Here is a 23,681-nt window from a genome sequence, read left to right as displayed (position 1 = left end):
GCTCATGTCTCTGCGGGTGGCAGCGGTTTTACGGACGTGAGGAACTGCGCAAATACAGCCGGCGTTACGGCTCTGCTGAAGTAATAACCCTGACCTTCTTCGCACTGGTGGGCCTTGAGGAAATTCAGCTGTTCAAGTGTCTCCACACCCTCGGCAATCACGGTCAGATTGAGGCTTTTGCCCAAGCTGATAATAGCGCTGACCAGCGCTGCGTCGGCACTGTCGCTGCTCAGGCCACTGATGAACGACTGATCGATCTTCAGCACATCGATGGGGAAGCGTTGCAGGTAGCTCAGGCTGGAATAACCGGTGCCGAAGTCATCGATGGCCAGCCTGACTCCCAAGGCCTTGATCCGGTTCAGGGCGGTGACGGTGGCGTCGACGTTCTGCATCAATATCCCTTCGGTGATTTCCAACTCCAGCAAGGCCGGTTCCAGACCCGTCTGCTGAAGGATCTGTTCGATGCCTTCGACAAATCCGCGTTGACGGAAATCGATGGCCGACATGTTCACCGACAGGCAGATTTTCGGCAGCCCGGCTGCTTGCCAGGCACAGGCCTGACGACAGGCCTCAGCCAACACCCATTTGCTCAGCGGCACGATCAAGCCGCTGTCTTCGGCAACGGCAATGAAATCTGTCGGGTAAATCAGGCTGTGTCCCGGTTTTTGCCAGCGAATCAAGGCCTCGGCGCCCACCACCCGGCCACTGTTCAGGTTCAGTTTCGGCTGGTAGTGCAGCACAAACTCATTTCGTTCCAAGGCTTGGCGAATGCCCGACTCGATGCTCTGTTGGTCCCGTGCGCGCTGGTTCATGTCCTCAATGAAAAAGCGGTAATCGTTCGGGCCGCTCTCCTTGACGTTATGCATCGCGGTTTCGGCTTTTTTGATCAGCAGGATGGCGTCCAGGCCGTCCTCGGGGTAAATGCTGATCCCCACGCTGGCGGTCACGCTCAGATCGTGGCCGGCGATATGCCGGGGAGCGCTGACGGCCTTCAAGAGTTTTTCGGCAATGCCCTTGGTTTGCTGGGGATGGCGGATGTCAGCCAGGATCACCACGAACTCATCGGAACCGTAGCGAAACACCGAGTCAGATTCACGCACGCTGGCGACCAGATTCTGCCCGACCCGTTTAAGTACCTCGTCTCCGGCCGGATGGCCCAGAGCATTGTTGATGCGCTTGAAGCGGTCCAGCCCCAGAAACATCACGGCCATTTGTTTGTCATGACGTCGGGACAAGGCCAACCCCTGGTTCAAGCGGTCACCGAGCAACGTGCTGTTGGGCAACTCGGTGAGGACGTCGTATTGCAGCAGGTGCGAAACCTTGAGCAGCTCATGCACCCTGGCCTCGATGGTCTGTTCCAGGCTCAGCACTTTCATCGCCGCGTCCTGTGCCATCTGCCACTTCCAGGTCAGGGCGCTGGCCATTTGACGGATTTCCAGGCTGTCGAAAGGCTTTTTCAGTACCAGCAACTGATCGCCGAATTCGAGCCGCTCGGCCATGGCTTCCCAGCTGTAATCCGAATAGGCGGTGCACAGTGCAATTTGCAGGTGGGGGTCGGCTTTCCACAGCGCTTCGATGGTTTCCAGGCCGTCCCATCCCGGCGGCATGCGCATGTCGGTGAACGCCATGGCATAGGGACGACCTTCGGCCTTGGCGCGTTTAACCAGCTCCAGGGCTTCCTGCCCCTGGTAGGCGGAGTCGAGTTCAAAGGTCAGCCGGTCAGGTGGCTGCGTGCCGAACAGCGCTTCTTCGGCGCCGGCCAAGTTCTGTTCCCCTTGCACGTCGGGGGCGAGGATTTTGCGAAAGTCCTCATGGATCGAGGGCGTGTCATCGATGATCAGGATGCGCCGGTTGGTCCGCACGAAAGGTGTTTTCATCCGCGGTCCTCCTTTGAACGCCGAAGTTCGTCCAGGGCCATAATGGTTTCGTGACCCGTGGGTACGATGCTTCCGGCCTTCAGCAGTTCAGCGGCCTGTTGGCTGCTGACTGCTTTGCTGAAGAAATAACCCTGAGCATTCATCGGTGAACCGGTGGCCATCAGCGAAGTGCGTTGCTCTTGGGTTTCGACCCCTTCGGCGATGATGCCGATCCCCACATCACGGGCAAAGTTGATGATAGCGAGCAAGGTGTTTGCGCTGTCTGGATCCTGGGCGGCGTTGTCGATGAAGGCCTGGGTGAGTTTCAGGTGATTGACCTGATAGGTCTTGAGGTAGTCAAACGAGGAATATTCGGTGCCGAAGTCGTCAATGGCGATCTTCACCCCCAGCTCTCGCAGGCGTGGCAGCACATCGTTGTGGGTCCATTTGGTCTGGGCCAGGGTCGCTTCGGTGACGTCAAAGCGCAGGTCCCATGGGCACAGCTCCCAGCGCGCAGTGGTGCGCAGCACGTCATAGATCAGCTCGGCACCGCTCTTGAGCTGGGCCAGGGACAACTTGATGGCGATCACCGGAGGCGCCATGCCTGCGTCGCGCCACTGGCGCATCTGCTGGCAGGCACGGTCCAGTACCCAGTGGCCGAGGGCAACGATGGTCCCGGTTTTCTCGGCGGCCGGCAGGAACGCCGGCCCCTCAAGCAGGCCGCGCTCTGGATGATTCCAGCTGACCTGAGCTTCCATGCCGAGAATCTTGCCGGTGCGCAGGTCCACTTCCGGCCAGTAATTGAGTTCGAGTTCTTCGTGTTCAATGGCGGCTTTCAGGTCGCTGGTAATGGTCATGCGCTCAAGCACTTCTTGATTGATCTCCTCGCAATGGAAGTGGTACTGGTTGCGGCCCTGCTCCTTGGAGCGATAGAGCGCCATGTCGGCCTGGGTCAGCAGGCTGTCGGCGCTGACGATGTCCGGGGTGCAACTGCTGATGCCAATGCTGATCGAGGCATGGACCTCGTTTCCGGCCAGCGAGTAAGGCTGGACCAGGGCATCTCGAACCTTGTCCGCCAGCGCAGCAGACTGGGTAGGGTCGCTGACATCGAGCTGTAACATCGCGAACTCATCACCGCCCAGGCGTGCGACCACGTCGTTTTCGCGCACGCAGGCTTTGATCCTGCGGGCGACCTCTTGCAGCAGCAAATCACCCACCGGGTGGCCGAGGGTGTCGTTGATGCGCTTGAAGTGGTCCAGGTCCAGGTAAAACACCGCAAACGCGGCGGCGCCTCGGCGTGTCGCCGCGAACGCCTGGTGCAGTCGCTCGATCAAGGTCGCGCGGTTGGCGAGTCCGGTCAGCCCGTCGGTGCGGGCCAGCAGGGCGATTTTCTCTTCGGCGGCTTTGCGTTCAGTGATGTCGAGGATGATGCCTTCGACTTCCAGTAAACGACCTTCAGCATCACGCACCGGAATGTAACGGTTTTCGACCCAGCGCCAGGCGTCGTCGCCAGTGCGCAGGCGAAACTCAATGGTAGCGCCCTCGGCATGCCGATTCAGCACGCGTGCCATGGCGGTGTCGATCTTTGACAGATCGTCCGGGTGGATCAGCTCTTTGGACCAATTGGCTGACGCCACCAGTTGCGCCGCGACGTGACCGTACCGGGTGATGTTGTGGGAAATGTACATCAACCTAAACGATGGCTCGCCCCGCAGTCGGTACAAAATGGTCGGGCTGTTCTGCACGATGATGTTGGCGTCGGACAGCTCCAGGGTGCGCGCTTCGACCGCTTGTTCGAGCATGGACATCTTCAGCGCCGCCTCTTCGGTCATTTGCCATTTGGCCGTGAGCGCACTGGCCATCTGACGAATTTCGATGGCGTCGAAAGGCTTTTTCAGGATCAACAAACGATCGCCAAGCTCAAGGCGTTCGTCGATGTCTTCCCACGAATAGTCGGAGTAAGCCGTACACAGCGCTACTTGGAGCTTGGGATCGACCTGCCACAGCCGTTCGATGGTTTGCAGGCCGTCCCAGCCGGGCGGCATACGCATGTCGATAAAAGCCATGGCGTAGGGCCGGTCGTTGGCCAGCGCGGCTTCGACTTTATTCAGCGCTTCAAGCCCCTGGAACGCCGAGTCGAGTATGAAGCTTTGCAGCGCAACAGCGGCCGTGCCGCCGAAGAGGGCCATTTCGGTGCTGTCCAGGCTGTCGTTATCGACCGACGGCGGACTGAGAATCTTTGCGAAATCCTGATGGATCGACGCGGTGTCGTCGACGATGAGGATTCGCCGGTTGCTCGGGGCAAGCGGCGTACTCATAGGCAGACGCCTGAATCGATAGCCGCCTGAAACGGTGTGTTCATAAGGGCATCCTTCCCCTGATTACCTGGCCGAACGGTTAAAAATTATGGATTGGCGTCCGCTGAGCATAGTTCTCTTACTTGGACTGCGCCCGAGTGAAGGAATTATTTACAGGGCGTGCTGCAAAATCATCTAGCCTGTTATTCAGGCTCCAGCAAAAGTGTACGTTTGCCCGGTGCCGGCGTAACACGAGGCCCGTTTTAATTGAGGTGACGCCATGGAAGAGCAACTCCCCACGACTTTTACCGGAAAAACCAAGGTGTTGCTGGTCGATGACGAGGAGTCAATCCTCAACAGCCTGCGTCGCCTTTTACGCGGCCAGCCCTACGAGGTGCTACTGGCCACCAGCGGTGCTCAGGCGCTGGAGATCATGGCGCAGCACACCATCGATCTGGTGATGAGTGATGCCCGCATGCCCGCGATGGATGGCGCTACGCTGCTGGCCAACATCCATCAGCATTACCCGCAGACCACGCGCATTCTGCTCACCGGTTACGCGGACCTACCGACGATCATCAAGGCCATCAACGAGGGCCAGATCCACCGCTACATCAGCAAACCCTGGAACGACGAGGAGATGCTCCTGACCCTGCGTCAGGCCCTGGATCATCAACATTCCGAGCGTGAGCGTCAGCGTTTGCTGCAACTGACCCGGCAGCAGAACGACCAGTTGAAAACCCTCAATACCACCCTGGAAAAACACGTTGCGGCCCGCACCAGCGAATTGCAACAGACCGCCGACATGCTCGACCTGGCCTATGAAGAGCTCAAACGCAGCTATGCCACCGGCACCGAGGTGTTCTCGTTGCTGGCCAATCTACGCCTGCCACCTGCCAAGCAGACCAATCGCCAGATCATCGAGCTGGTGCGGGTGTACTGCAAACTGCATGGGGTGGACGAGGGCTCCAGCCGCGACCTGACCATGGCCGCCGCGCTTTACAACATTGGCAAGCTGAGCTGGACCGACAGCATGATGAGTACGCCCTCGGACCTGCTGCATCACATCGAACGTGACCGCTATCGCGCGTATCCGAAACAGAGTGAGTCACTGTTGATGACCCTCGACCCGATGAAAGATGCGGCTCGTCTGATCCTGCACCATCAGGAACGCTGGGACGGCAGCGGTTTTCCTGATCGACTCAAGGGCGAGGCGATTCCGTTCGGATCGCGCTTGTTAAAACTGGCGGTGGACTTTATCGAGCTGCAACGCGGGCTGATCCTTGAACGGCAGATGAACAGCGATGAAGCGCTGGTGTATATCCGCAGCTATGCCGGGCGTCTCTACGACCCGGCACTGGTGGAGGACTTCATTCACGTCTGTTCTGCCTACCTCAGTGATGTGACGTTGGCCGACCCATCGGTCAAGGTACTGACCACACGGGATCTGGCGACGGGCATGATTCTGGCACGCAACCTTAACGCCGATAACGGCATGTTGCTGCTGAATGCGGGCAAGGTATTGAACGCGCCGCTGGTAGACAAGTTGATCGCCTTCGAAGCGATGGAAGGCGCTCGGTACAGCATCTTTGTGAAAATACCGGCGGACTCCTCCGTTGTGGAAAACCCCACCTTGCAGGCGCCACTGAAGCCTGGGGGCGCGCTCGCATGATGTTTTTTCACAGGTGACGAACCCCTCGCGCCATGTGATCCTTGTGGCTTTTTAACCAAGGCTACGTCCGCCCATGACCATTGCACCCACCGCTTCGCCTCGTCTTATTCGTATTGCCGCCGCGTTGCTGATCGGGCCCGACGGTCGCACGCTGCTGGTACGCAAGCGCGGCACCGAGGCGTTCATGCAGCCGGGCGGCAAGATCGAGTCGCATGAGCAACCGCTCCAAGCCCTCGCCCGCGAGCTCGAAGAAGAGTTGGGGCTGGTTGTCGATCCGGCGCATGCGACCTACCTGGGGCAATTTTCGGCACCGGCTGTCAATGAGCCGGGTTTTGTCGTACACGCCGAACTTTTTCAACTGACGATTGATTCCGGCGTGACACCTGCGGCAGAGATCGAAGAGGTGCGCTGGATCGATCCGGCCACCGACGGCGATGTCACGCTGGCGCCATTGACACGGGACCTGATCCTGCCGTTTTATCGAGCCTCCTTAATAGCGACTTCCTGATCACTTATGGACTAAGGATTGCCCATGATCCCGCTTCAAGACTTGCTCATGTTTGCGGCTGCCGCGTTGCTGATGGTGCTGACGCCAGGGCCGAACATGATTTACCTGATTTCCCGTTCTATCTGTCAGGGCCGTAAGGCTGGTATTACGTCGTTGTTTGGCGTGGTGGCGGGGTTCTTCGTGCATTTGTTCGCCGCAGCGGCCGGTTTGACCGCGGTGTTTCTGGCGGTGCCGATGGCCTATGAAGTGCTGAAATGGGCTGGCGCCTTGTACTTGCTGTGGCTGGCCTGGCAAGCGGTCAAACCGGGTGCGCGGTCGCCTTTCGAGGCGCAACAACTGCCACCGGACTCTTCCCGAAAATTGATCACGATGGGCTTTCTCACCAGCGCCCTGAATCCGAAGATTGCAGTGTTTTACCTGTCGGTGTTTCCGCAGTTCATCACCCCAGAGCACGGTTCTGTGTTTACCCAGAGCCTCATTCTGGGCCTGACGCAGATCAGCGTGAGTTTCATCGTCAACCTGTTGATCGCGGTGTTCGCGTCGGGCATTGCCGCCTGGTTCGTCAACAACCCGACATGGCTGTCGGTGCAACGCTATTTCATGGGTTTTGTATTGGCTGCGCTGGCGGTACGGCTGATGCTTGAACAACGCAGGACTGCATGAGCATGTGGATTGAACGACTGGATACCCGCCACGCCCTGGACTATCGAGCGTTGATGCTCGAAGCCTATGACCGGCATCCGCAAGCTTTCACCTCCAGCGTGCGCGAACGCGCGGCAATGCCATTGAGTTGGTGGGCGTCACGCTTGAGCAGCCAACTGGACGTGGTGCTGGGCGCGTTCGAGGATGGCACGTTAGCCGGCATCGTCGGGCTGGCCTTTGACCCACGGGAAAAGGCCCGTCACAAGGCCACGCTGTTTGGCTTATACGTGTCGGGCAACGTCCGCCAGCGCGGGCTTGGGTTCGAACTGGTGCAGGCAGCATTGGCTGAAGCGCAGAACCGGGCGGGCCTGAGGCTGATCCAGCTGACCGTCACCGCCGGCAACGACGCGGCGTTCAAGCTGTATCAGCGCAGTGGCTTCGTGCAGTTCGGTCTGGAGCCAATGGCGGTGCGGGTGGGCGAGGAGTATTTCGATAAGCTCCATATGTGGCGCCAGGTCTAAAGATCATTAGGCTTACACAGGGGGGTTAGCGCACGGCGCTGACCCCATCCAGGGTCGAAAACGAGGTGTCCTTGGCCGTCAGCAAAAAATCGCGCATGTAGGGCGCGTCGAGCATGTCGGCGCGAATGCCCGCGTATAGCGTCGCAAACAAACCTTTCTCGCCCAGCCGTTTGGCCTTCACATAACCCCGTGAGCTGTATTCATGCAGGGCCCAGTGGGGCACGCCGCAGACGCCGCGACCGCTGGCGACCAGTTGCATCATCATCACTGTCAGCTCCGAGGTGCGCACCTGTGCCGGTTCGATGTCGGCCGGCTCCAGGAAACGGGTGAAAATGTCCAGCCGATCACGCTCCACCGGATAGGTGATCAAGGTCTCCGTCAGCAGGTCTTCCGGCACGATATAGGTTTTGTTTGCCAAACGGTGTTGGTTGGCCACCGCCAGCATCGCCTCATAAGTGAACAACGGCACATAGGTAATCCCGGCCAGTTCCAGCGGATCGGACGTCACCACCAGGTCCAGATCGCCGCGCGCCAGTGCCGGCAGCGGGGCGAAGGAAAACCCCGATGCCAAGTCCAGTTCGACTTCCGGCCAGGCATCGCGAAATTGGTCGATCGTCGGCATCAGCCACTGAAAGCAACTGTGGCACTCGATTGCCATGTGCAAACGCCCAGCAGTGCCACCGGCCAGCCGCGCGATATCGCGCTCGGCGCCGCGTAGCAGCGGCAGGGTGGCGTCGGCCAGTTGCAGCAGGCGTAAACCGGCACTGGTGAAACGCACCGGTTTGGTCTTGCGAACGAACAGCTGCATGCCCATGCGTTCTTCAAGCTCCTTGAACTGATGGGACAGCGCCGACTGGGTCAGGTGCAGGCGATCAGCGGCATCGACCAGGCTGTCGGCTTCGCGTAAGGCGTGCAGGGTCTTCAAGTGACGTATTTCAAGCACCCGTAGGTCTCCATGAGTAAAACTTGTGATCAACACGAAAAAGTTGAGTTTGTCTCATGTTGGGCGGGCTGTCGACAATGGCACCATCTTTTACGGGGAGAAATTCACCATGGCCTTGGCCCACACACTCGGTTTTCCACGCATCGGCGCTGACCGCGAATTGAAAAAAGCCCTTGAGTCGTACTGGAAAGGCGACCTCGATCAGGACGCGCTGCACAGCGTCGGCCGCCAACTGCGCGCCAGGCATTGGCAATTGCAGAAAGACGCCGGCATCGACCTGCTGCCCGTCGGCGACTTTGCGTGGTACGACCAGGTGCTGGCTCACTCCTTGGCCTTCGGTGTGATCCCCGAGCGCTTCGACAGCGCCAGGGGCGCCAACGGTCAGCCGACTCTGGACACCTTGTTCGCCATGGCTCGTGGTGCCAAAGCCAATTGCTGCGCAGGCGAGCAGCCCCAGGCGCAGTACGCTCAGGAGCTGACCAAGTGGTTCGACACCAATTATCACTACTTGGTCCCGGAGTTCAGCGTTGACCAATCATTCACGCTGAGCTGGGAGCAACTGTTCGATGAAGTTGACGAAGCCAAGGCCCTGGGCCACACCGTCAAACCGGTGATCATCGGTCCTTTGACTTACCTGTGGCTGGGCAAGGCGAAGGGCAATCATTTCGACAAACTCGATTTGCTGGAGCGCTTGCTGCCGGTCTACAACGAAATACTCGGTCGGCTCCAGGCCCAAGGGGTGGAGTGGGTACAGATCGACGAACCGATCCTGACCCTCGACCTGCCGCAAGCCTGGAAAAGCGCCTTCGAGCGCGCTTATCACATCCTTCAATACTCGCCGTTGAAAAAACTCGTGGCGACCTACTTCAGTGGCTTGGAAGACAACCTCGGCCTGGCGGTCGGTCTGCCGGTGCAAGGCCTGCACATTGATGCGGTACGCGCACCGGAGCAGCTCGGCCAGGTGCTGGATCGCTTGCCCACTTACAAGGTTCTGTCGGTGGGTCTGGTCAATGGTCGTAACGTCTGGCGCTGTGAACTGGAGCAGGCGCTGGCACAACTGCAACCGGCGCAAGAGCGCTTTGGCGACAATCTTTGGGTCAGCAGTTCCTGCTCGTTGCTGCACAGCCCGGTGGACCTGGAGCGTGAAGACAAACTTGATCCTGAATTGAAAAGCTGGCTGGCTTTCGCCGTGCAAAAGTGCGGTGAAATCGCCGTGCTGCGTGACGCCCTCAATGACCCGCAATCGCTCAAAGTCAAAGCTGCGCTGGCCGAGAGCCGTGCGATTCAGGCTGGCCGCGCCCAGTCACCACGCCTGCATAACGCGCAAGTCCAGGCACGTATCAATGCCATCGGGGCGGCGGACAGCCAGCGGCATTCAGCGTTTACCCAGCGCATCGAGCAACAACGTGCTCGCCTGAAACTGCCGGTGTTCCCGACCACGACCATTGGTTCGTTTCCGCAGACCGGGGCGATTCGACGGGCGCGCCAGGCCTTCAAGCAAGGCAATTTGTCGGTCAACGATTACACCGACGCCATGCACAGCGAAATTCGCCATGCCGTTCAGGTTCAGGAACGTTTGGGGCTGGACGTGCTGGTGCACGGTGAAGCCGAGCGCAATGACATGGTCGAGTACTTCGCCGAGCAACTGGACGGCTACCTGTTTAGCCGTTTTGGCTGGGTTCAGAGCTACGGTTCGCGTTGCGTGAAACCGGCGATCATCTACGGCGACTTGAGCCGCCCGAAAGCGATGACGGTCGACTGGATCACTTATGCGCAGAGTCTGACCGACAAGGTGATGAAGGGCATGCTTACCGGCCCCGTCACCATGCTGATGTGGTCGTTCCCGCGTGAAGACGTGTCGCGCAAGATCCAGGCGCAGCAGTTAGCGTTGGCCCTGCGTGACGAAGTGGTCGACCTGGAAAACGCCGGGATCAAAATCATCCAGATCGACGAAGCCGCGTTTCGCGAAGGACTACCGCTGCGCCGGGCGCACTGGCAGGCATACCTCGACTGGGCAGTGCAAGCGTTCCGCTTGAGCGCCTCCGGTGTGCGGGATGAAACCCAGATTCATACGCACATGTGCTACAGCGAATTCAACGACGTGATCGAGTCTATCGCGGCCATGGACGCTGACGTCATCACCCTCGAAACCTCGCGCTCGGACATGGAATTGCTGGAGGCCTTTGAAGCCTTTGACTACCCGAACGACATCGGCCCGGGCGTCTATGACATCCACTCACCACGGGTTCCGGACGCCGCCGAGATGGTCAAGTTGATGAGCAAAGCAGTGAAGCGCATTCCGGCGGAGCGCTTGTGGGTCAATCCCGACTGCGGCTTGAAGACACGGGCGTGGCCGGAAACCGAGGCGGCGTTGGTGAACATGGTGGCGGCGGCGCGGCAGTTGCGCAGGCAGTTGGCGTAATGTTTGGCCGTGGTTGAAATCGCCCATAAAGCCCGCTAACCGGTGAGGGGTAGCGGGCATTCTTTTACCGTTAAAGAGCGCGATTAAATGGGTCCGCTCCTTCAGGGAAGAAGCATTCTTTCAATCTGTATATGGGTGAAGTCCCAGTCGTTACCTACCCCTGAGGGTTCATTGTTCAAGACATTCAGCGTCATGGTCGGGGCGCTCGCGACGAATCGCAGTTGCAACGATACAAGCTGATAAATAACAGACAGTACATAGATACCTGAAACGTCCCCCGCACTGGTGCTGAGTTGCAGCTTCGGGTGAACGAAGGGTGTATCGGAACGAAAGGTGCCCGATGACAGCAGGTAAGTGGCGCCGGGTGTGAGGCCGAAAAACTCTCTGGTCAGCACCGCGCCATTTGAATGGTTGGTGTAGGTATGATTGTGAAGGTGGTAATAGCCTTGTTGCGGATAAATGATCCAGCTCAGATCTCTATGCTCCCCGGCTCCGCCCCACATCCAGCCGCCCATGTCCTGTTGCGAGAACCGCGCGATATGCAGTGCCAGCCCTTCCAGCACGGTAAACACACGTATTGAGGATTTGTTTGCGCCGCTGGTGTTTCGCACCGTGATGGTATGGGCGCTTGCGCTATAAGACTGTGCAGGCACGGTCCAGGCGCCACTGCCATCGGTGGTAAACCGACCCAGGGGCGTGGCCCCATCCAGAACATCCACTGGCTGATTCGGCGTGGCTGTACCACTGATAACAATGCCGGTTCGGTAATAGGTACTGCTGCCGGGTGGAACGTTGATACCTCCCGCCAGGATGGAGGTGATTTGCGGTTCCTCTAGGGGATTCAGTACGGAGAGCAGGAGCACAGGAGATTGCTTTTCGACGGTGCCCCGAATCAACATGTAGCTGGTATTAACTTCCTGCCCCAGGTTGGCCTCTATAAACGCTCGGGTCAGGGGAAAATCAGCGCGACCGTTGGCGTCCAACTTCAAGGGGTCGAAGAGAGGGGAACCGACGCCTGGGGTGCCCTGGACGATCAAGCGCACGCTGTCGTCAGGGTGAAACAGGATGACGTCCACCCGACCCGTAGCACCTTGCGGATTGTCGTTTGGATCGAGTATTCCGTTAGGCGCAATCAGCACCCGAGGGGGTAGCAAGTCTGGCAAGGCTTCGCCAATGACCCGCGCCTTTGCCGTTCTGGAGTTGGCAATTGGAAGGGGGTTGGTACCGCGGAACTGTTCATACGTAGCGCTGACCAAGCGCCCGGAAATCACTTGGTTGTAGGGCACTTCCAGCACGAGGGGGAACGGTTGACCGAACTGACCTTTGACGGTTCCCTCCACGATAAAATCAGCGCTCGGCGGGCTGCGGTAGGTCGCCCGGATGCGGTCGTTTATCGCAAACCGCGTTGAGTCGGTGCGGATGATCAGATGCAGTGGCTGGCCGGCCAGTTTTTCCAGTTCAATGATCTCCGGTACATCGTTATCGTCGTCAAGGTTCTCGCGAAACACCGGCGCGGCACGACGTATGCCTGCCAGATCGACATCAATCAGCACCCTGGCCGAGTAGGGCGCGCGAGGGTCAGGACCATTGGTGATTTGGTCAATCACTGTATAGGAAAACGAAAACTCCGGATGGTCGACCGCTTGCACGAATTGCTCCCGGGTCAATAGCCGCGTGATGCTGGCCGGCGTCGACGACGGCGCTGCAGGCGCTTCGCTGGCGGTGACCACGAATTCAATGTCCAGTTTATTGAGTCGAAACTTAATCTTGTCTTCGGCTCGGCAATAGGGATAGCGGAATGTCACCTGAACGCCATTCGCGGCGCGATCGGAATCCAGTCCGTTGTCGATGATGTCTTGCGGCAGCAGCAGCTCCAATTCGGAATGGCCATCTACCAGCGGGTCGCGGTCCACGAGGCCTGGGCGGATGGCGTTGTACAGAATAGTCAGCGGCGGAGACGTCTCGGCGTTATTGCTGGGACGGGTAACGGTGAACACCAGCGAGTTGACCTTATCGGAGTTGAACTTCAGATTGGGAATTCTCATCGTCCGAGAAACGTTTTCTCCACCTGGCAGGATTGACGTGGTGGCTTCAATCGTCCCGTTGAGGACGAGGTCGATCACATCATCGGCTGCTGCTCCGTCCAGGGCTGCAATATAGGCATCGACGCCATTGGGGGCTACGTCATCGTAGATACGCAATGAAACCCCGCACATCGCGCCCACCACCGGTCTGGTGCTTTTCAGTACGCTCGGTGCAGAAATCTTCAGGATGCCCATCTCGGGTACGTTAAATAGGCCGCTCGTCTGGGCAATATCTTGCTGGCCCGGCTCTGGGGTATCGACCCTGCGGGTGTTGCCGACGACGAAAAAATCCAGGAACGATAACTGCTCAATGACGCCATTGGCGTCGGTGTGATTGAAAAAAAGGTGGGCGCACCCGCCAGCAAGCCGTTGGGCAACGGCGTTTGCAACAGTGAAAACAAGTGTCGACGAGTTCGTCAGCACCTGAACCTGCCTGACGACTTCCAGTTCACCGGTGCGATAGGCGCTTCGCCAGATCAATTCCAGGCTATCGCCCGCGACGAATCGCGAGGACGACGTGTCGAGTGTGACCTGGATCGATCGGCTTCCCAAGTCAGCGAGGTAGAGCGCGTGCTGCTGATCCATGCCCTCGACCACGGGCGTCGTCAGTTTATCGTCGCCGATTTGAATCGTGATTGACTGTCCCAGAGAATGATCCGAGGCTTGGTTCCCGACGTCGTCGCAGACCTTGTAATAAAGGAGCGTTGCGCCATTTCCATTGGCGGCAACCCTGTCCGTGGGCAGGATGAAGGTGATGGGCAGCCCGACCTCGTTAGCCTGCACGGTATGTGGCAAGCCACAGTCCGCAAATTGCAGCGTCACCACGTCATTGCGGCACATACCCTCCCATGGTTGTACCGTGACTGTTTCATCCTGCAGCCCGTTGAGTATCTTCGATGCGATGCTGGGAGCGGCCAGCAGGTGGTGACCTGGTTGGTTGGGCTGCGGATCAATCCCGCCCGGCAATCGGGTTTTGACCAGCACTGTCAGCGGGGCCGACGTCTGAATGTTAACCCGGTACCTCAGGACGAAGATCCCTTCCGGGACCAGGTTTGATGGGATGCTCAGTGTGATGGCCAAGCCGTCGTAATTATCGGCGACTACCAACACATGTATCAATCGGTTGTCGATATACACCAACACGGTGTCGCCCGGCTTGATGGCATCGGGGCTAATAATGATAGGCAGGCCGCGATTGGCTCTGAGCAGCGCCAGATTGACTCCTACATCCGCCGCGTCGACCGGAGTTATTGCACCGGGAATTTCAATCGCTGAACGTGCGTAAGTGGCGATGGACACGTCCTGATCTTTACTGAGGTAAGTACCGCTGTTCATGTTTTATGCTCCAGTCAGAGTCTTCATGGATTCGGCTTCGGATGTGTCGTCAATGCTTGATTGAGAACGCTGCCGCTGCATTTGACTACTGACAGAACTGACAGGTAGGGGGCTGTTTTCGACGAGTGGTCAGCCCATGAACAGCCAACCGCGCTGATGACCACTCGGCAATCTTCATCAAACTGTCACGCAACTGTGGCAGCGCGCTTGAACAAACTTCATCAGACTCGCGCTCTACTGGGGTTCTGCGTTTCGGTGTTTTTCATGCGTACTTTGTTTTTTTCAGTGGCGATTTTTTGTGCCGCGCTGTTCTGTGGCCAAGCGTCTTTTGCGGCTTCGCGCTGCGATGTCAATGTCCCTACCGAATGGGTGGACCTGGACCAGGTGAGCCTGGCTTATCAGAGCGTTGGGCGTGCCTCGGATCCGGCGTTGTTGCTGGTGATGGGGCTTGGTGGGCAATTGATTCACTGGCCGGATGAAGTGGTCGTCGCGCTGTGCCAACAGGGCTTTCGGGTGATTCGTTACGACAATCGCGATGTTGGTCTGTCGACTTGGCGCCAGGCACCGGCTAGCGCCAATCTCACCTTCGAAGTGCTGCGCTACAAGCTCGGCTTGCCCGTGGCGGCGCCGTATACCCTGACCGACATGGCCGACGACGCGTTGGGCCTGATGAATGCGCTGCATATTGAGCAGTTTCACGTGCTGGGCGCGAGCATGGGCGGCATGATTGCGCAGCATCTGGCCGCGATGGCCCCCCAGCGGGTCGAGAGCCTGACGCTGATCATGACCAGTTCCGGCGCCCAAGGCTTGCCGGCACCGAGCGCGGCGTTGGTGCAGCTATTGTCCCGACGCAGCGCACCGAATCGCGACGTCGCGCTGGAGCAGCAGGCCGACCTGCTGGCGGCGCTGGGCAGCCCGACGGTGAGCGATGATCGCCAGGCGCTGCTGCATCAGGCTGCATTGTCCTATGACCGCGCGTTCAATCCCGAGGGCGTGAAGCGTCAGATTATGGCGATCCTCGCCGAGCCCAGCCGAGTGGCGCTGCTCAATCGCTTGCGCGTGCCGACGTTGGTGGTACACGGTACGGCCGATCCGCTGTTGCCAATGATGCACGGCATCCACTTGGCCGCGCACATTCAAGGCAGTCAGTTGAAGCTGATTCCGGGCTTGGCCCATCGATTCCAGGAAGCCTTCAAGGCGCCTTTACTGGCGGCGGTATTGCCGTACTTGCAGGCGCATCGTGAAGACACTCCGCGTTGGGCGCGGATTGATCCAGTGGGCGAATACAACCTCTTGTAACGCGGCACTCTGCAATGTTCATTCGAGCCCGTTCGCGAGTAAGCCCAGCCCCACACAAATCGGGTTCTAGCGGTGTATCGTGCATACTTTGCAACGCGACCCCAGCCTGCGAGGTGTGTGATGAGTGCTCCCCTGAAAATCGATTTCGTCAGCGATGTTTCCTGCCCCTGGTGTGTGGTGGGACTTTACGCCTTGACCCGGGCGCTGGATCAATTGGGCAGCGAAGTGCAGGCTGAGATTCGCTTCCAGCCGTTTGAGTTGAACCCGAAGATGGGCGCCGAAGGCCAGAACATTACCGAGCACATCGGCGAGAAGTACGGATCCACCCCGGAGCAATCACAGAAAAACCGTGAAATGATCCGCGCCCGTGGCGCCGAGTTGGGGTTTGCATTTCGCACCGATGGCAACAGCCGCATCTACAACACGTTTGATGCGCACCGCTTGCTCTACTGGGCGGGGCTGGAAGGGGTGCAGTTCAATCTGAAAGAGGCGCTGTTCAAGGCCTATTTCACCGAGGGTGGTAATCCGTCAGATCACACGCAACTGGCCCAGCTTGCCCAGCGCGTGGGGTTGGATCCGCAACGCGCCGAGGCGATTCTGGCTTCAGATGAGTACACCCGGGAAGTGCTTGAAGAAGAGCAGTTGTGGCTATCGCGTGGCGTGAGTTCGGTGCCCACAGTGGTGTTCAATGGGCAGTACGCGCTCACGGGCGCGCAGCCGGTTGAAACCTTTGTCGGAGCGATTCGACAGATCATGAGTGAGGCGAAAGGTGGGACGGTGCGCTGAGCGAATGACGCGTCAGCGCACAATTTTGTCCACGTGAATCCCTAACTTTTTCAGGCGGTACCAGAAGCTACGTTCGGAAATCCCGATCAACTGCGCGGCGGCGGCCTGTACGCCATTGCTTTGCGCAAGGGCCGCCAGAATATAAGTCTTCTCGACTTCCGCCAGCGCCGCTTCCAGGTCCGCTGGCACGCCGTTGTCATCGCTCAGTGGTGCGCCCGTTTCGGTAGGTCGTGAGGCGAACAGGTACGCGGGCAGATCGTCCTCTTCGATCACTGTCTGAGACGCAACGATGGTCGCCCGCTCCACGCAGTTTTGCAGTTCGCGAATATTCCCCGGCCATGAATAATTGGCCATGGCCTGCAACGCCGCCGGGCTGAAACCGTTGATGCGCTTGCCCGCGGTGGCACCGAGTATCTGCGCGAAATGCCGGGCGAGAGGCGCGATATCTTCGACCCGATCACGCAAGGCCGGCAAAGGGATAGGGAATACGTTGAGGCGATAGAAGAGGTCTTCGCGAAACTCCTTGTTGGCCACCGCTTCCAGCAGGTTTTTGTTAGTGGCGGCGATCACCCGCACATCGACCCTGCGTTCGCGGGTATCGCCCACGGGCTCGATCACTCGCTCTTGCAGTGCGCGAAGGATTTTCGCTTGCAGAGGCAAGGGCATTTCACCGATTTCATCGAGAAACAGCGTGCCTTTGTCCGCTTGCATAAAGCGCCCAACCCGATCCGCCACGGCGCCGGTGAATGCACCTTTGCGGTGGCCAAACATTTCGCTCTCCAGCAGGCCTTCGGGGATCGCTGCACAGTTCACGGCCACGAAGGGCTTGTCGGCGCGGTTGCCGTGCTGGTGGATGGCCCGTGCGACCATTTCTTTGCCCGTGCCGCTTTCGCCGGTGAGCAGGATGGTTGCGTTGCTCTCGCGCACTGAGTCGATCGCTTGCAATACCAGACGAAAGCTCGGGCTGTCGCCCACCAGGCTGTCAATCTGCTGGTGTTCATCGAGCTCGGCGCGCAGGCGCTGGTTGTCTTTGAGAATGTCGCGAAATTGCAGGGCTTTGCTGACGGTGATGTCCAGCTCATCGATATCGAAGGGCTTGGCAATGTAGTCGTAGGCCCCGTTGCGCATCGACTGCACAGCGTTTTTCACTGTGCTGTAGGCGGTCATGACGATCACGGGCAACTGCGGGTAGCGGTTTTTTATTTCCGCCAGCAGTTGTGGACCGTCCATACCAGGCATGCGCCAGTCACTGATCACCAGGTCGATGTCTTCGGCTTCGAGCATTTTGAGTGCGTGCAGACCGTTACCGGCGGTAAACACCGTGATGCCGTTCTGACTCAAGGCCGATGCCAGGAGGTCGCAGAGCTTGGGCTCGTCGTCGACCACCAGTACGTTATGTGTCATTGCTTTCCTCGTCGAAGTCTTCACCGTTGGCCGGAATGTATAGGCTGAAGGTGGCGCCAGCATCTTTTTCGCTGACGCATTCGATGCGCCCGTCATGGTTCTCCATGATCGAAAAGACCTTCGCCAGCCCCAGCCCGGTGCCTGAAGCCTTGGTAGTGACAAACGGCGTAAAAATTCGTTCGAGCATATCCGGTTCGATGCCTTGACCGGTGTCGCTGATGCTGATGATGGTGTAAGTGGCGTCGCTGGTGATTCCCAGGGTCAGCCGTCCGCCTTCCGGCATGGCGTCGATGGCATTGACGACCAGGTTCAGGCCGGCCTGTTTCAACTGGCGCGCATCGGCGTAAATAGTCGCGCCGGGGGCCTTGTCGTCGATGCGTACATCAATGTTATGGCTGGCCAGTTCCGGTGCGCAGAACCCCACCAGTTCATCCACCATCGGCCGTGCGGGCTGGGTCGAACGCATCGGCGCACTGGGTTTGGCAAAATCGAGAAACTCGGTGAGCAGGTCGTTGATCCGGCTGACCTCGCTGACCACGTACTCCAGGTGACGCTTGTCGGTCTCGGGCAAATCGGCGCGCCGGTGCAGCAGTTGGGTGGCGGTCTTGATAATCCCCAGCGGGTTGCGGATTTCATGGGCCAGGCCCATGGCGACTTCACCCAGCGCATGCAGACGGTCACGGCGGCGCAGTTGTGATTCGAGGTTGTGTAACTCGCCCAGGCGTTCGCTCATGTGGTTGAAGGTGCTGCTCAGCTCTGCCAGTTCATCACCACCAGTGACGGGCAGACGCTGGCGATAATCACCGGCAATCACCGCTTGTACGCCTTTGGAGAGGCCGCGCAAGGGTTGGGTCAAACGCTGCGAAACCAACCAGCCAACCGCCAGAGAGGCCGCCGAACTGAGGATGAAAATCAGAATGAACAGGCTGCTCTCATTGACCAGCCCGACCAGGCTGGTATGGCGCAGCAGGCCGCTGAAGATCACGCCCTGGAGTTCACCGTTTTCGTTGAGGATTGGCCGATAGATTCCGCTAAAGCGATTGGTGAATTGCTCAGTCGGCTGCTTGGTCGTCCGCAGGATCTGTTCGATTTTCTCCGGCACGGCCGCCGGGTGATCCTCGAAGCGCTGACTGGAAAATATCTCCGAAAAGCTATCGCCCTTGGCCAGGTACAGGCGCAGGTCCAGAGAATGCACGTCACCCACGCTGGTAAGGAAGCCGCTGTCCAGGTAGGTGGCGATCACCAGTTTGTAGCCGACCCCGGCCTGCTCCGTTTCGAAGGTCGAGACCACCGTGCCGGTCGCAGCACCACCAATTTGCAGGGTCTGTAACACGGCTTTGGGTTCGGTGCTGATCTGTCGCACGATGTCATCGGCAACCGTACTGAACATCACCTTGTGGTCGCTATCACGCACCAGCGCCACCACATCAATCCCCATGGAACTGGCAATTTCGGCGGCCAGTTTGTCGTGCTTGGTGGACACTCTGTCGGTAGCCGGGCGCGTATAGCGCAGGAACAGCTGCGCAATCCGGGCGTTGCCGCGCAGGATTTCGGTTATTTCATCCTCAACGATCTTGGTCGATTCTTTCAGCCAGATCCGCACGTTACTGTCAAAAATCGTCGACAGGGTGGTGGCCGCCAGTTCGGCGGCAATCATCGTCGGGATGACACTGACCAGCCAGAATGCGAGCACCAGTTTGCGTTGCAGGCTCCAGCCGGAGAGGGCGAAAGGTCGGGCATTGGCGCGTCGGTCTTTGGTCATCGGGTTTCGCTTATCGCAGCAACCATGGCAGGGGCGGATCGGTCCGCTCGAATCAACATTTTTACCAGCCGCAGCCCGTAGTTGAACAATCGGTTGCGATGGCGGAAGAACAGGGTGTTGCCAATAAACGAGCAACCCAGGTGCAGCTTACTGGCATCGGCTGACGTGCCGCACTCGTAGATCGCAATCCTGTGCTCAATACAGTAGTCGACATTCGCCAACCATTTACGCACGTACAGGTTGTGTTCTCGGGTGACGGTCGGATCGTGGGCGAAAAATTTATCCACAAGCCGGTGTTTGTCCAGTAGCACGAGGTTGAATGCCACCAGTTCTTCACCTTGCCAATAAAGCACGCAAGCGGCACGCGCATCGAGGTGTTCAACGACCTGACGCAAATAGGCCGCGGGCAAGTGATCACAGGCCAGCTCGCTGCGGGCCAGGGTGGCTTCGTAGAGTTGCATCATGCGCGGCAGCAGGTCTTGCACCGAACGGCGCCATTCGACGCGTGGGCCTCGTTCGCGCAGGGTGCGGCGCAGGTCTTTGCGGGTGGATTTGCCCAGACTTCCCAGGTACGCCTCCACCGAGCCAAAGGTGATTGGCAACTCGGCGTTGGGTAAACCGGGCAAGCTTTGCAGGCCCGCTTCACGGCAGGCTTGCAACCACTGCGGGTCGCGATGAGAGGCGTCCTTGACGGCCAGCAGACCGATGTCGGCCTGATCCGCGTCGTTGCGAGCCAGAACCAACAGTTGCGCAAGCAACACTGGACGCTGGGCCGATCCGACATGGCGCGCTGTTGCGACGTGGCATTGTTCTGCAACCGGCGAACCGAGCGCGTAAATGCGCACCTCGAACAGACTCGGCCACCAGCGGCGTAGTCGGGTGCTGATGTGCTTGCCCAGCCCTTGAATCGAAGAATCCAGCGAATAGGCGGTGGTGAAGGCCACCGCCGCCGCCATCAGCACGTCGTTTTCGTACAGCGCCAGATAGCGCCACTGAAAACCGACAATGCCTGCCTGTTCGATGGCCCGGTAGTAATCCCAGTCCTCCAGCTCTTCGGGGAAACAGTTATTCCAGGCACAGCGGTCGATGGCTTCGATCGTCGAGAAGGCAAGGGCAGTGATCACGTTCTTTCCTTGGATTACGCCAGCTGCCGATACTCTTCGAGCAGGGGTTGCGGTGCGGATCGTTGTTGCATGAAGCGTTGTTCGATGAAATCCACGCTGAGCTCAATCACCCGGCGGTATTGCAAGTCGACAGTGATCATGTGGTAGCAGTCGTCGAGAAGAACCTTGACCACCAGACCGCCGAGTTTGCGTTCGACATAATCGGCATTCCAGCGGCTCGTGATGTCGTCCTCAATGGAGTGAATCACCAGCGTCGGAGTCGTGATTGAAGGCATGCGCTTTTTCACCTCGGCGTTCAGCCGGTGCAGTTCGCGCACGGTAACGCCTTCCATGGTCAGCAAACCAGCCTGGCTGCTTTGCCCTTCCTTCATCTGGCGTTCAACAATGGACCGCAAGCGTTCATTCTTGATGCCATAGGGTGGTTTTTCTTCAAAACTGCAGAGGCGCACACCGAACGGAATTTTCATCAGCAGCGGCGTAAGGAACGCCAGTTTGTTGATGCTCCAGCCGTCGTAGCGCAGGGTGGTCGAATACAGCAGCAAACCTTCGATTTGCCCTGGGTGCTCGGCGGCCATGTACATCGACAGCACTGCGCCCATCGATAAACCACCGACGTACACTTTTTCGTGCTTACGGCGTACACCGACGAAGGTGTTGCGTGCGCTTTCGTACCAGTCACGCCAACCGGTGGCTTGCAGGTCGGCATTGCCCCCGCAGTGTCCTGCCAGGGTCGGCACGTACACCGTGTGCCCGGCTTTCGCCAGGCCCACGGCCACCCGACGGAGTTCCGTCGGGGTGCCGGTAAGGCCGTGGATCAACACCACCGCGACCTCGCCTGTGCCGAGAACGAAACCGGCGCTACCTTCGCCCAGATCGATCTCAGGTGTGTTCATCGTTTCATGGCCCGGTGCAGGAGGCGGTCGAGGAGGGCGATACCCAAATCGATTTCCGGGTAGCTGATTTCCAGCGACGGTGCCAGGGTGATTACGTTTTTGTAGTAACCGCCCACGTCGAGGATTAAGCCCAGGCGTTTGCCGTCGACTTCGATGTCACCCTTCATGCCTTCGTCAACCATGAAGTCCAGGGTCGCCTTGTCTGGAGTGAAACCATCCAGGCCGCAGATTTCGCAGCGCAGGGCCAGGCCCAGGCCATCGACGTCGCCGATGATCGGGTAGCGTTTTTGCAGCTCTTTCAAGCCTTCCAGGAAGTACTTGCCCTTGGCCATAACCATCGCGCCGTAGTCGACTTCGCTGGTCATCTTGAACATTTCCAGACCGACCGCAGTCCCCAACGGGTTAGACGCGAAGGTGGAGTGAGTGGAGCCTGGCGGGAAGATTTTCGGGTTGATCAGTTCTTCTTTGGCCCAGATGCCGCCCAGCGGATTGAGGCCGTTGGTCAGCGCTTTACCGAAGACGATCACGTCCGGTTTGACGTCGAAGTGTTCAATCGACCACAGCTTGCCGGTACGCCAGAAGCCCATCTGGATTTCATCGACGACCATTAGGATGCCGTGCTGATCGAGTACGTGCTTGAGTTCGCTGTAGAAGTTCATCGGCGGGATCACGTAGCCGCCGGTGCCCTGGATCGGCTCGACGTAGAAGGCTGCGTATTCGCACTGATTGGTTTTAGGGTCCCAGACGCCGTTGTATTCAGTTTCGAACAGGCGGGCGAACTGCTGCACGCAGTGGCTGCCGTATTCTTCCTTGGTCATGCCTTTCGGGCCGCGGAAGTGGTACGGGAACGGGATGAAGTTGGCGCGCTCGCCGAAGTGGCCGTAGCGGCGACGGTAGCGGAAGCTCGAAGTGATCGACGATGCGCCGAGTGTCCGGCCGTGGTAGCCGCCTTCGAAGGCGAACATCAGGCTTTTGCCGTTGGAGGCGTTACGCACGACTTTCAACGAGTCTTCGATGGACTGCGAACCGCCGACGTTGAAGTGAACGCGACCGTCGAGGCCGAACTTGTTCTTGGCATCGACCGCGATCATTTCTGACAGCTCGATTTTGCCTTTGTGCAGGTATTGGCTGGCGATCTGCGGCAGGGTATCGATCTGCTGTTTCAGCGCGTTGTTCAGGCGCGGGTTGGCGTAACCGAAGTTAACGGCCGAGTACCACATTTGCAGGTCGAGGTAGGCCTGGTCTTCGGTGTCCCAGACATAGGAACCTTCGCAGCGGCTGAAAATACGTGGCGGGTCGATGTAGTGAACGGTGTCGCCGTAGGAGCAGTATTTAGCTTCTTTTTCCAGAAGGATCTGGTCTTCAGGTGTTGCAATTCGAATATCAGACATGGTGGAAGAGTTCCTGATTGTTTGACGTGTGGTCAGAAGAAGATTCAAGGGCGAACGCGGTCGCGTTGGCCGCGCGTCCTGCTGGCAGCATGGCCAGCAAGGCCGGGATTTCAGCGAAGCTGTCGAAGCGGGCGTAGGCGATGCCGTTGCGCTCGCAGTGTTCGGCCAGGCGATCCTTGGCGAACACGAAATCGGCGGTGGAAGCCACGCACATGTCTGACTGGCCGTCACCGATTACCAACACCCGCTTGGACTTGGGTGTGGATTTGCATTTGCAGTTGCCGGAAGCGGCGCGGCAGGCGTCGCTCGAATACGGAAAATCGATGCGCCAGCTGTCGTGGTCAAGTTGACGCAAGCGGTTGGCAAGGATCGGCAGCAAGGTCACGTAATTACGTGCCAGGATCCGTGCGATGCCTTGTTCGATGCCGTCGCTGACCACTTCAAGGGTCGCACCGAGGCCGACCACGTGATCGACGAAGTCCGGAAAGTCCGGGTCTATCTCGATGGTGTCGAAGAATTCGAGCAGTTGGTTGGGCGTGGCCTTGACCAGCGATAGCTGGCGGCTGAGGCATTCACGCGAACCGATATCGCCGGCGAGCCACTCGTTTTCGATCGCTTCCCAGCGTGGGTCGGCGAAACGCTGGAGAATGCTGTCGATCACGTCGGTAGGGGTAATGGTCCCGTCGAAATCACACACGATATGCCAGTCAATCATCTGCAGTACCTATTGGGCAGGATGCGC

17 protein-coding genes are annotated in these 23,681 nt (G+C 58.7%); 7 read left to right on the top strand and 10 right to left on the bottom strand.

What is annotated here, in order from left to right; genetic code table 11:
- Positions 1-2: 2 nt before the first annotated feature.
- Positions 3-1,877 carry a putative bifunctional diguanylate cyclase/phosphodiesterase gene (locus tag RHM68_RS19890; protein ID WP_322218208.1) on the bottom strand — a complete coding sequence of 625 codons (1,875 nt, stop codon included), beginning with the start codon at positions 1,875-1,877 and terminating at the stop codon, positions 3-5.
- Positions 1,874-4,174, bottom strand: a complete 2,301-nt coding sequence (locus RHM68_RS19885; RefSeq protein WP_416195205.1) for an EAL domain-containing protein — start codon at positions 4,172-4,174, stop codon at positions 1,874-1,876. The genes RHM68_RS19890 and RHM68_RS19885 overlap by 4 nt, the downstream gene beginning before the upstream one ends.
- 259 nt (positions 4,175-4,433) lie before the next feature.
- Between RHM68_RS19885 and RHM68_RS19880 the strand changes: the two genes are divergently transcribed.
- The 4 genes from RHM68_RS19880 (at position 4,434) to RHM68_RS19865 (ending at position 7,496) form a co-directional block, all read left to right on the top strand.
- Positions 4,434-5,825: an HD domain-containing phosphohydrolase gene (locus RHM68_RS19880; RefSeq protein WP_322218205.1), complete on the top strand. Its 1,392-nt coding sequence runs from the start codon at positions 4,434-4,436 to the stop codon at positions 5,823-5,825.
- A gap of 73 nt (positions 5,826-5,898) precedes the next feature.
- Complete coding sequence (locus RHM68_RS19875; protein WP_322218202.1) at positions 5,899-6,333, top strand: NUDIX domain-containing protein; 435 nt, start codon at positions 5,899-5,901, stop codon at positions 6,331-6,333.
- 24 nt (positions 6,334-6,357) lie between these two features.
- Positions 6,358-6,996 carry a LysE family translocator gene (locus tag RHM68_RS19870; RefSeq protein WP_322218199.1) on the top strand — a complete coding sequence of 213 codons (639 nt, stop codon included), beginning with the start codon at positions 6,358-6,360 and terminating at the stop codon, positions 6,994-6,996.
- 2 nt (positions 6,997-6,998) lie between these two features.
- Positions 6,999-7,496, top strand: coding sequence for a GNAT family N-acetyltransferase (locus RHM68_RS19865; protein ID WP_322223872.1), 498 nt, complete (start codon positions 6,999-7,001; stop codon positions 7,494-7,496).
- Positions 7,497-7,521: 25 nt separating this feature from the next.
- Here the strand turns inward: RHM68_RS19865 and metR are convergent, their stop codons facing one another.
- Positions 7,522-8,439, bottom strand: coding sequence for a transcriptional regulator MetR (metR, locus tag RHM68_RS19860; RefSeq protein WP_322218196.1), 918 nt, complete (start codon positions 8,437-8,439; stop codon positions 7,522-7,524).
- Positions 8,440-8,548: 109 nt separating this feature from the next.
- Here metR and metE point away from each other — a divergent pair, with 109 nt between their 5' ends.
- Positions 8,549-10,861, top strand: coding sequence for a 5-methyltetrahydropteroyltriglutamate--homocysteine S-methyltransferase (gene metE, locus RHM68_RS19855; RefSeq protein ID WP_322218193.1), 2,313 nt, complete (start codon positions 8,549-8,551; stop codon positions 10,859-10,861).
- A gap of 101 nt (positions 10,862-10,962) precedes the next feature.
- On the opposite strand, the gene RHM68_RS19850 is transcribed toward metE, so the two are convergent.
- A complete protein-coding gene (locus RHM68_RS19850) occupies positions 10,963-14,280 on the bottom strand; it encodes a hypothetical protein (protein WP_322218190.1) in 3,318 nt (1,105 codons plus the stop codon).
- A 264-nt stretch (positions 14,281-14,544) separates the two neighbouring features.
- Here RHM68_RS19850 and RHM68_RS19845 point away from each other — a divergent pair, with 264 nt between their 5' ends.
- Entirely contained in the window at positions 14,545-15,579 is a 1,035-nt protein-coding gene (locus RHM68_RS19845; protein WP_322218188.1) for an alpha/beta hydrolase, read from the top strand.
- Between the two features lie 120 nt (positions 15,580-15,699).
- On the top strand, positions 15,700-16,365 hold the full coding sequence (locus RHM68_RS19840) for a DsbA family oxidoreductase (protein WP_322218185.1): 666 nt from the start codon (positions 15,700-15,702) through the stop codon (positions 16,363-16,365).
- Between the two features lie 12 nt (positions 16,366-16,377).
- On the opposite strand, the gene RHM68_RS19835 is transcribed toward RHM68_RS19840, so the two are convergent.
- Genes RHM68_RS19835 through RHM68_RS19810 form a run of 6 tightly spaced genes read right to left on the bottom strand, consistent with a single transcriptional unit; the run spans position 16,378 to position 23,654 of the window.
- Positions 16,378-17,769: a sigma-54 dependent transcriptional regulator gene (locus tag RHM68_RS19835; protein ID WP_322218182.1), complete on the bottom strand. Its 1,392-nt coding sequence runs from the start codon at positions 17,767-17,769 to the stop codon at positions 16,378-16,380.
- Positions 17,759-19,531: a sensor histidine kinase gene (locus RHM68_RS19830; protein ID WP_322218179.1), complete on the bottom strand. Its 1,773-nt coding sequence runs from the start codon at positions 19,529-19,531 to the stop codon at positions 17,759-17,761. The genes RHM68_RS19835 and RHM68_RS19830 overlap by 11 nt, the downstream gene beginning before the upstream one ends.
- Positions 19,528-20,655, bottom strand: a complete 1,128-nt coding sequence (locus RHM68_RS19825; RefSeq protein ID WP_322218177.1) for a GNAT family N-acetyltransferase — start codon at positions 20,653-20,655, stop codon at positions 19,528-19,530. The genes RHM68_RS19830 and RHM68_RS19825 overlap by 4 nt, the downstream gene beginning before the upstream one ends.
- 14 nt (positions 20,656-20,669) lie before the next feature.
- The gene (locus RHM68_RS19820; RefSeq protein WP_322218174.1) at positions 20,670-21,548 is read right to left on the bottom strand and encodes an alpha/beta hydrolase; all 879 of its coding nucleotides are present in this window, start codon (positions 21,546-21,548) and stop codon (positions 20,670-20,672) included.
- On the bottom strand, positions 21,545-22,939 hold the full coding sequence (locus RHM68_RS19815; protein WP_322218171.1) for an aspartate aminotransferase family protein: 1,395 nt from the start codon (positions 22,937-22,939) through the stop codon (positions 21,545-21,547). Before RHM68_RS19815 ends, RHM68_RS19820 begins: the two co-directional genes overlap by 4 nt.
- Positions 22,932-23,654, bottom strand: a complete 723-nt coding sequence (locus RHM68_RS19810; protein WP_322218169.1) for an HAD-IB family phosphatase — start codon at positions 23,652-23,654, stop codon at positions 22,932-22,934. The genes RHM68_RS19815 and RHM68_RS19810 overlap by 8 nt, the downstream gene beginning before the upstream one ends.
- Positions 23,655-23,681 lie beyond the last annotated feature (27 nt).

It is taken from the genome of Pseudomonas sp. DC1.2 (assembly GCF_034351645.1).
GTDB lineage: Bacteria > Pseudomonadota > Gammaproteobacteria > Pseudomonadales > Pseudomonadaceae > Aquipseudomonas.
This window is presented reverse-complemented; position numbering and strand designations above follow the sequence as displayed.